Below are 8,230 nucleotides of genomic sequence, written 5' to 3'. Positions count from 1 at the left end.
GTGCAAGACATGGCAGAAGCGGTAAAAGGGGAATTCTGCCGGAACACCATAGAAGTAAAAACGATGATTCTGGCCGCCATGTCTTGGAGCTTTCTTTTTTTATGAGGAACGCGGGCGATAGTGTGAAAAAAAGACCCGGCTTGGGAAAACAATGTGGAAAGGGGACTTCCTGTGGAAAGAGTTGTCACCTACCTGACGGACGGCTTGATCAGAAACCGGCTTTTGGAGGAACAGGACAGGGAAATTTACGAATATGGCCTGGGAAGGCTGGTGGGAAAGGCAGTGAGCTACACAGCGCTGCTTGGGCTGTCTCTGCTCATAGGAACTTTTGTGCCGGGACTGTGGTTTTTGGCTTTTTTCTTTACCCTGCGGGGTAGAACGGGCGGATACCACGCAGCCACGGAAAGAGGGTGCTTTCTGGGGGACAATGGTTGTCTATCTGGCGGTCATGAAGGGATTTCTGCCGCTTTTGGTCCGCTGGCAGCAGGCAGGAGTGGTGTGCCTGGTTTTGTCCGCTGCAGCAGTGTTTGCTTTCGCGCCGGTCAATCATCCCAATCTTAATTTTGATTCGGAGGAAATGAGATGGTATAAAAGGCGTTCACGTCTCGTGCTGGCAGGAGAAATCCTTGCAGTTGGTTTTTTACAGCTTGTGGGTGCGCCGCAGGAATGGATTTGCAGCGCCATATTGGGAATGACGGTCTGTGGGTTTTTGCTGTGCCTGGCAAAGGCAGCAAAACAGGAGATAAAGACTGAAAAATGGTCTGAGGACAGAAGGGAGGGAAGAGAATGAATAACGGAAAGAAAAGCATTTGGAAGGCAGTGAAAAAGGCTGCGGAATTTCAGGCAGATATGAAAAATACGGGCTGGCCGCCGGACTGCTCCAACATTTTGTACCAGCCCAAAAGGCCGAAAAAGAAGGAAAAATAGAGTTTTTTGGACAGTGTAAAAGGTTCCTATAAAGTCAGAAGGGTCTTTGGGGTGGTCTCCGAAGACCCTTTAGTAATATGACGCAAAAAGAAACACCAATCAAAAATACAAAAGATAAGTACCATAAATTCTGTGGTAGAAATCCATTATCCAGCATCAGTCTGTATCCCCAAAAGGCCGGGAAAATTTTTCCTGCTGTTATAAGGGGCTCTGGCAGGAGTCCAATGGGGAACATAATTCCGGACAGCATAATGGATGGGAGGAATAAAAGCTGTGCGGCCATGGTCAGCCTGGACTGATTTTTTATCGTCAGGCCCAGAACGCTGCCAACGCTTAAGGATACGGCAATGTAAATGGAAAGGGCGGTAAAAAACAAGGGAAGGTCTGAGGGCAGCGCTGCGTCAAAAGCCATTGGCGCAGTCAGAAGTATAATGAGGCACATCAGAAAAAGATGGATGAATGCGGAAAGATACATGGCGGCCCATCCAAAGCAGAGGGGCACTCCGTTTGCCGCGTATATTTTCTTTATATCACTTCCATAGGTTTCAGCCAAAGAGGGCGGCAGCCCGATAAATGCGCCCATGGAGACTCCCATCACAATCATGGCGGGAATCAAGGTGTCCCTTATATCCGGCATTACCGAGGTAAAGATTCCTCCCATCAGCGCAAAAAATATCAGGGGAACGAGATAGCAGGTGACCAGCAGGGACTTGCTTCTGATATCCAATTTCCACTGTAAAACTACTCCATAAAGAAAAGCTCTCATGATTTCACTCCTCCTGTCAATTCCATAAAATGTTCTTCCAGTGTACCTCTGTCTACTTTGATGTCCAGTACCTCGATGCCTTTTTTCTTTTCCTGGGCAAGCAGGGATAACAGCGTGTCTGCTACATCTCTGGTTTTATGGATTTTTGTGCCTTGCTTTGTTTTCAGCTGTATGGTAAACTGTCTGCCCACCAGATCGGTGAGCTGGGAAGGGGTGCCGCAAAATGCAAGTTCCCCTTCCTTTAAAATAGCAATTCTGTCGCAAAGAGTTTCCACTTCTGCCATATCGTGGCTCGCCAGTACGATAGTTTTCCCCTGGGCCTTTAGTGCACGGATCTGGCTGTGAAGAGACCGCCGTCCTTCCACGTCAAGTCCGGCTGTGGGTTCATCCAGAAATAGAATGTCAGGCGATGAAATAAGTGCCAGAGCCAGATGGAGCCGTCTTTTCTGCCCTGTGGACAGTTGAAAGTACTGCTTCTTTTCTATTTCTTTTATGCCAAGGGCATTCAGCATGGACCGGTCAGGCGTTACCCGGTTCCAAGCTGCAAACAGCCTCACAGCCTCCATCGGTTTTATATGGGCAGGAAGGGAGGAGGACTGCAGCTGAATTCCCATGGTTCCGTTTACGGTGATGGTGCCCTCATCATATTCCCGAAGCCCCTCAATACACTCCAGCGTAGTGGTTTTGCCTGCGCCGTTGACGCCCAGAAGGGCAAAGATTTCTCCTGTCCTAATATGGAAATGAAGCCCCTTCAGCACCACATGACTGCCATAGCTTTTTTGCAGTCCCCTTACTTCCACTGCGTTTTTCATTTCAATCTTCATTTTGTGACACTCCATCAAAAGGATTTACGCCAAGCTTCGAAAAGTAGATATGCAAGGCCGATTCCAGATAAGCCCCTGTAATCTGGGACTGCCCTCCTGGCTCGTTTTTTATGGAGCTGCCAATTTCCATCAGCTTGGGCAAAAGACTCATATCCCCGCCGGTAAATTCCAGAATCAAGCTCCAGTAGGCGCCGGTAAGCTGCTGGCATTCTTCACTTTCGGGAGGTATCCCGTCCTTTTCAAGCTGCAGAAGGCCATTGCTTAAACGCTGGAACCGCTCCAAAAAGTCCAGCCCGCTCTCCTTATCAAAACGGCTGCGGATATAATCCAGGGTTTCTGTGTCAAACCATTTTAAGAGATAGTAAAATTCATTTTTCATCTGCAGATTTACGATAATATCCGCGTATTTTTTGAAATCTACAGACTGCATCTGTAAAACTTCTGCCTTCAGCTGTTCAATGGCCGTTAAGGTTTCCGAAAGCTGCTCTATTTTGCGCCGTATTTCATCAGCCTGCTTTGTAAGGGCTTCGGCTACATCCGCCGGGGTGTCCAGAGAGATCAGCCGCTTTTTGATATCCTCCAGAGAAAAGCCCAGAGATTTTAAGGATAAGATCTGGTGCAGCTTGACAAAATCCTTATCCGTATAGAGTCTGCGTCCGCCGGAGCTTTCCGCAGAGGGAGAAAGAAGCCCTTCTTTATCGTAATACTGCAGGGTGCGGACGGTAACGCCCATTTTTTTTGCCGCTTCGCCAACGGTCATATAGCCTTGGGGGATTGCTGTATATTTTGCCATAGGTTTTCTCCTCCTTTTTTTCATTATAATATATTACGCAGCGTCACAAGCAACCCCCTTTTTGTGGTCTGCAAAATGCAAACCGTATAAAACAGTGGTCATTTGCTGAAAAGTATGTTAAAATAGCACTCGATGGAGAGGTACACCCTGGTTTAAGCGCGCAAGCCGCGCAGATGGGAGCATATATATGATAAAGGTAATAGGAGTAAGATTCCGCACGGCGGGAAAAATATATTTTTTTGATCCTGTAAAATTTCAGGTAAAGCGCGGGGACCATGTGATTGTGGAAACTGCCAGAGGAATAGAATTTGGAACGGTGGTTTCGGAGCCGGGAATGGTGGAAAGCGATAAGGTGGTACAGCCCTTAAAGCCGGTGCTGCGGATTGCAAACAAGCGGGATATGGAGCAGGAGGCGGCCAATAAGGTAAAGGAAAAAGAGGCGTTTAAAATCTGCCAGGAGAAAATTCAAAAGCATGGTCTGGAGATGAAGCTGATCGACGCAGAGTATACCTTTGACAATAATAAGGTGCTTTTTTATTTTACTGCGGACGGAAGAATCGACTTCAGGGAGCTGGTAAAGGACCTGGCCTCTGTATTTAAGACAAGGATAGAGCTGCGCCAGATTGGAGTCAGGGACGAGACCAAAATTGTGGGGGGCATCGGCATCTGCGGACGGGCCCTTTGCTGCCACAGCTATTTGTCTGACTTTGTTCCTGTGTCCATCAAAATGGCAAAGGAGCAGAATCTGTCTTTAAATCCTTCGAAAATCTCAGGCGTCTGCGGAAGATTGATGTGCTGCCTGAAGAATGAACAGGAAACCTACGAAGAGCTGAACAGAAGACTGCCCAATCTGGGAGATTATGTAACCACGGACGATGGCCTTAAAGGCGAGGTGCAGAGTGTGAATGTACTGCGCCAGCTGGTAAAGGTGGTTGTGGATATCGGCGACGAAAAAGAAATACGGGAATATGAGGTGGACAGGCTGCGCTTCAAGAGAAGGCATGGGAAGAAGGAAAAATTAGAGCTTTCAAAAGAGGAAATGAAGGAGCTGGAGCGCCTGGAAAAGGAAGAGCAGCAGGGAAGCCAGGAGGAGAGACCGGAAGAGAAGGGAAAGCAGGAAGGAAAGTCCAGACCGGAGGAAAAGGGGAAGCCGGAAGGCAGAACAAAGCAAGAGGGAAGGCCCAGACAGGAAGGACGGCCCAGACAGGAGGGACGGGCAAGACAGGAGAGAAGACCCAGACAGGAAGGACGGGCAAGGCAGGAAGGAAAAACAAAACGCAATGACAGTTGAGCTGAAAGATAAGGAACGATTGGATGAATTGCAGAGGAACGGCTACCGCATTATCCAGAATCCTGAAAAATTCTGTTTCGGCATGGATGCTGTTTTGCTGTCAGGCTTTGTACGCGCAGGAAAGGGAGACATTCTGCTGGATTTGGGGACAGGAACAGGAATCATCCCCATTCTTCTGGAGGCTAAAACCCAATGTGCCCATTTGACGGGGCTTGAGATACAGGAAGAGAGCGCCGATATGGCCAGAAGAAGCGTTGCCTTGAACGGTTTGTCACATAAGATAGACATTGTAACAGGAGATATCAAAGAAGCAGACCAAATATTCCCGTCTGCTTCTTTTGACTGTATTACCTGCAATCCGCCCTATATGATAGGCAGCCATGGCCTTGCCAATCCCAAGGAGCCCAAGGCTATTGCCCGTCATGAGATTTTGTGTACATTAGAGGATGTGGTCAGACAGGCAGGAAAGCTGTTAAAGCCGGGAGGACATTTTTTCATGGTACACAGGCCTTTCCGGCTGGCGGAAATTATGACGATAATGTCACAATATAAGCTGGAGCCAAAACGCATGCGGCTGGTGTATCCTTATGTGGACAAGGAGCCCAACATGGTTCTTTTGGAGGCCGTCAGAGGCGGACGGCCCAGACTGGCGGTGGAAAAACCTCTGATTGTATATGAAAAGCCCGGGGTTTACACACCGGAGATTTATGATGTGTATGGATATTGAAGCGCCGTCTGTTTCTGGGCATAAGGCGCACAGAGGTGAAATTTATGACAGGAACGTTGTTTTTATGTGCAACTCCCATAGGAAATCTGGGAGATATGACGCCACGTGTGGTGGAGACGTTAAAAGCGGTGGACCTGATTGCCGCGGAGGATACACGCAACAGCATCAAGCTGTTGAATCATTTTAACATTCATACCCCTATGACCAGTTATCATGAATACAACAAGGTGGAGAAGGCAAAGCAGCTGACAGCGTTGCTTTTGGAGGGGAAAAATATTGCGCTGATTACGGATGCAGGCACCCCGGCCATCTCGGACCCGGGAGAAGTACTGGTTAGAATGTGCCGGGAAAGGGAAATTACGGTGACGTCTCTTCCGGGGCCCGCTGCCTGCATTACAGCGCTTACCTTGTCCGGACTGAGCACAAGAAGGTTTTGCTTTGAGGGATTTCTTCCCGCAGACAAAAAGGAGAGACGGGCGGTTTTGGAGGAGCTTAAGGAGGAAAGCCGCACCATGATTCTCTATGAAGCGCCCCATCACCTTGTGCACACCCTGGAGGAGCTTTTTGAAGTGCTGGGAGACAGAAAGACTGCGGTGTGCCGGGAGCTTACCAAGCGGTACGAGACAGTGGTTTCCACCACGCTTTCGGGCGCTTTGGCTCATTACAGGGAAAATGCGCCCCGGGGGGAATATGTGCTGGTGCTTGAGGGACGAAGCCTTGCACACAAGCGGGAGGAAGAGATTGCCCAGTGGCAGAGCATGAGCATTGAGGAGCATATGAGCTTTTATCTGACAAAGGGGATGGAACGCAGGGAGGCCATGAAGCAGGTGGCAAAGGATAGAGGTGTGGGAAAAAGGGAGATTTATCAATATCTGGAGTGTGGAAAAAATGGCAAAAACCAGCTGTGATATGTGTGTAAATTATATTTATGACGAGGATTATGAATGCTTTGCCTGTCTGGTGAATCTGGATGAAGATGAAATGTACCGTTTTTTATCGGGAAACCAGAGAGAATGTCCTTATTTTCGCATGGACGATGAGTACGGCGTAGTCAGGCACCAGATGTAAGGAGAGAGGGCATGAAATACTTAAGACAATTTTCTGTAATTTTGAGCATTTCTTTTCTGGGAGAGCTTTTGGAGTATCTGATTCCCCTTCCGGTGTCCGCCGGTATTTACGGACTGGTGCTGCTGTTAGCGGGACTGGTTACGAAAATCATTCCTTTACGGGCAGTGGAGGGAGCGGCGGATTTTCTGGTGGAGATCATGCCTGTTTTATTCATTCCGGCCATGGCGGGCATAATGACAAGCTGGGAGGCCATGAGAGAACTGCTGCTTCCCTTGACTGTGATTATCGTAGTGAGCACCATATTGATTATGGTGATCACGGGAAGAGTGTCCCAGGGATTGATCCGGGGACAAAGGTCCAGAGAAAATTCGAAGAAAACAGGAGGGGAGGAAGCGGAGTGAAGGAAATATTGACCCAGTCAGCTTTTTTTGGGGCGGCCCTCAGTCTGGTCTGCTATGAAATCGGACTTTTTGTGAGGAAAAAGACAAAAAGCGCTCTGGCAAATCCGCTGCTTGTGGCGGTTCTTCTGGTAATCGCAGTTTTGCTTGTTTTTTCCATTGATTTTGAGATTTATACCCAGGGGGCTTCTCACATCAGCTTTCTTTTGACGCCGGCAACAGTCAGTCTGGCGGTGCCTCTTTACAGGCAGCTTGCGCTGCTTAAGAAATATCCCAGGGCCATTCTGGGAGGAATTGCTTCAGGGGTGCTTGCGGCCATGGTGAGTATTTTCGTTCTGAGTCTTTTTTTCGGTCTGAACCATGAGCAGTATGTGACCCTTCTGCCCAAATCCATCACAACGGCCATTGGGATGGGAATTTCCGAAAAAATGGACGGGATTGTGACCATCACGGTGGTGGCCATCTGCATCACCGGAATTTTTGGAAGTATGATTGCCGACGGGGTGTGCCGGCTTTTCAAGATTGAGGAGCCTGTGGCTGTGGGACTGGCCATCGGAACTTCAGCCCACGCCATGGGAACTACAAAGGCGATGGAGCTGGGAGAAATTCAGGGCGCCATGAGCAGTCTGTCCATTGTGGCGGCGGGTATTATGACTGTGGCGGGCGTCTCTTTGTTTGCCAATTTTATTTAAGAAAATACTGCATACTTTCCGGAGAATTTGTGAACAATAACCTCGTAAAAAAAATCAGGAGGTTATGGATATGAGTAATATTTCAGAATTGGACCTGCAGAATCTGCGCCATCTGATCGGCGGATTTGACACTACCCACTGTAAAATGCAGGAATATGCCAAAGAGGCCACTGATACCCAGATCAAACAGTTTTTTGAAAAGGGCGCCAAATCGGCCATGGACAACAAGCAGCAGCTTATGAAATTTTTGCAGTAAAAGGTTTGCGCCCAAGACGGGCAGAAATGAGGGAAACAATGCAGATGCAGGAAAAAACAATGGTAGCAGATACCCTGGCGGGTATCAATGGGGAGCTTGTCCGCTATGCGGGAATGATTGCCCAGTCGGAAAATAAAGAATTGAAACAGACGTTAAAGCAGATGCGCAATGCCTGTGAGCAGTCACAGGAGGAGCTCTATCAGATTGCAAGAGAAAAATCTTACTATGTGCCTGCAGGCAAAGCGACGCAGGAAGAGGTGGAACATGTGAGAAGCCTCTTTACTCAGGGAACGCTTTAAGCTCCTTTTGGAGGATTGGACTGCAGCAGAAGAAACGCTTTCGGAGGAAAATCCGAAGGCGTTTTTTTGCGGCGAAAATAGTTGAAAGAATGGAAAAAAGGGAATAAAATGAAGATAATAACGAAAGGAGAAGGAAATTATGGTGGGGCTTTTGATTTTTCTGATCATTGTGTCTGCAGTGTGCTTATG

General features: G+C 48.3%; 13 protein-coding genes and 1 pseudogene. 11 read left to right on the top strand and 3 right to left on the bottom strand.

Features of this window, described 5'->3' with window-relative positions:
- The first annotated feature begins 153 nt into the window (after positions 1-153).
- From AC1WIP_RS07660 to AC1WIP_RS07650, 3 genes are read left to right on the top strand one after another with little or no spacing between them, the layout of a single operon-like run.
- Positions 154-561 carry an accessory gene regulator B family protein gene (locus AC1WIP_RS07660; protein ID WP_481141294.1) on the top strand — a complete coding sequence of 136 codons (408 nt, stop codon included), beginning with the start codon at positions 154-156 and terminating at the stop codon, positions 559-561.
- 16 nt (positions 562-577) lie between these two features.
- Positions 578-790, top strand: coding sequence for a hypothetical protein (locus AC1WIP_RS07655; protein WP_481141293.1), 213 nt, complete (start codon positions 578-580; stop codon positions 788-790).
- A complete protein-coding gene (locus AC1WIP_RS07650; protein ID WP_318708075.1) occupies positions 787-927 on the top strand; it encodes an AgrD family cyclic lactone autoinducer peptide in 141 nt (46 codons plus the stop codon). The genes AC1WIP_RS07655 and AC1WIP_RS07650 overlap by 4 nt, the downstream gene beginning before the upstream one ends.
- A 34-nt stretch (positions 928-961) precedes the next feature.
- On the opposite strand, the gene AC1WIP_RS07645 is transcribed toward AC1WIP_RS07650, so the two are convergent.
- Genes AC1WIP_RS07645 through AC1WIP_RS07635 form a run of 3 tightly spaced genes read right to left on the bottom strand, consistent with a single transcriptional unit; the run spans position 962 to position 3,310 of the window.
- Complete coding sequence (locus AC1WIP_RS07645) at positions 962-1,693, bottom strand: ABC transporter permease (RefSeq protein ID WP_481141292.1); 732 nt, start codon at positions 1,691-1,693, stop codon at positions 962-964.
- Entirely contained in the window at positions 1,690-2,505 is an 816-nt protein-coding gene (locus tag AC1WIP_RS07640; RefSeq protein WP_481141296.1) for an ABC transporter ATP-binding protein, read from the bottom strand. The genes AC1WIP_RS07645 and AC1WIP_RS07640 overlap by 4 nt, the downstream gene beginning before the upstream one ends.
- Before the next feature lies 1 nt (position 2,506).
- Positions 2,507-3,310 (bottom strand): MerR family transcriptional regulator, encoded by an 804-nt coding sequence (locus AC1WIP_RS07635; protein ID WP_481141291.1) that lies wholly within the window; start codon positions 3,308-3,310, stop codon positions 2,507-2,509.
- 187 nt (positions 3,311-3,497) lie between these two features.
- Between AC1WIP_RS07635 and AC1WIP_RS07630 the strand changes: the two are divergent.
- From AC1WIP_RS07630 to AC1WIP_RS07595, 8 genes and pseudogenes are all read left to right on the top strand, one after another.
- A pseudogene (locus tag AC1WIP_RS07630) lies at positions 3,498-4,403 on the top strand (PSP1 domain-containing protein); the annotation flags it as partial.
- 187 nt (positions 4,404-4,590) lie between these two features.
- Positions 4,591-5,328 carry a tRNA1(Val) (adenine(37)-N6)-methyltransferase gene (locus tag AC1WIP_RS07625; RefSeq protein ID WP_481141290.1) on the top strand — a complete coding sequence of 246 codons (738 nt, stop codon included), beginning with the start codon at positions 4,591-4,593 and terminating at the stop codon, positions 5,326-5,328.
- Between the two features lie 44 nt (positions 5,329-5,372).
- Positions 5,373-6,236: a 16S rRNA (cytidine(1402)-2'-O)-methyltransferase gene (gene rsmI / locus AC1WIP_RS07620; protein WP_481141289.1), complete on the top strand. Its 864-nt coding sequence runs from the start codon at positions 5,373-5,375 to the stop codon at positions 6,234-6,236.
- The gene (locus AC1WIP_RS07615) at positions 6,217-6,396 is read left to right on the top strand and encodes a DUF6472 family protein (RefSeq protein ID WP_481141288.1); all 180 of its coding nucleotides are present in this window, start codon (positions 6,217-6,219) and stop codon (positions 6,394-6,396) included. The genes rsmI and AC1WIP_RS07615 overlap by 20 nt, the downstream gene beginning before the upstream one ends.
- A gap of 11 nt (positions 6,397-6,407) precedes the next feature.
- A complete protein-coding gene (locus AC1WIP_RS07610) occupies positions 6,408-6,797 on the top strand; it encodes a CidA/LrgA family protein (protein WP_481141287.1) in 390 nt (129 codons plus the stop codon).
- A complete protein-coding gene (locus AC1WIP_RS07605; protein ID WP_481141286.1) occupies positions 6,794-7,486 on the top strand; it encodes an LrgB family protein in 693 nt (230 codons plus the stop codon). The genes AC1WIP_RS07610 and AC1WIP_RS07605 overlap by 4 nt, the downstream gene beginning before the upstream one ends.
- 70 nt (positions 7,487-7,556) lie before the next feature.
- Positions 7,557-7,742: a hypothetical protein gene (locus AC1WIP_RS07600; protein WP_318703196.1), complete on the top strand. Its 186-nt coding sequence runs from the start codon at positions 7,557-7,559 to the stop codon at positions 7,740-7,742.
- 44 nt (positions 7,743-7,786) lie between these two features.
- Positions 7,787-8,041, top strand: a complete 255-nt coding sequence (locus AC1WIP_RS07595; protein ID WP_481141295.1) for a spore coat protein — start codon at positions 7,787-7,789, stop codon at positions 8,039-8,041.
- Positions 8,042-8,230 lie beyond the last annotated feature (189 nt).

Source organism: Acetatifactor sp., from assembly GCF_982438285.1.
This window is presented reverse-complemented; position numbering and strand designations above follow the sequence as displayed.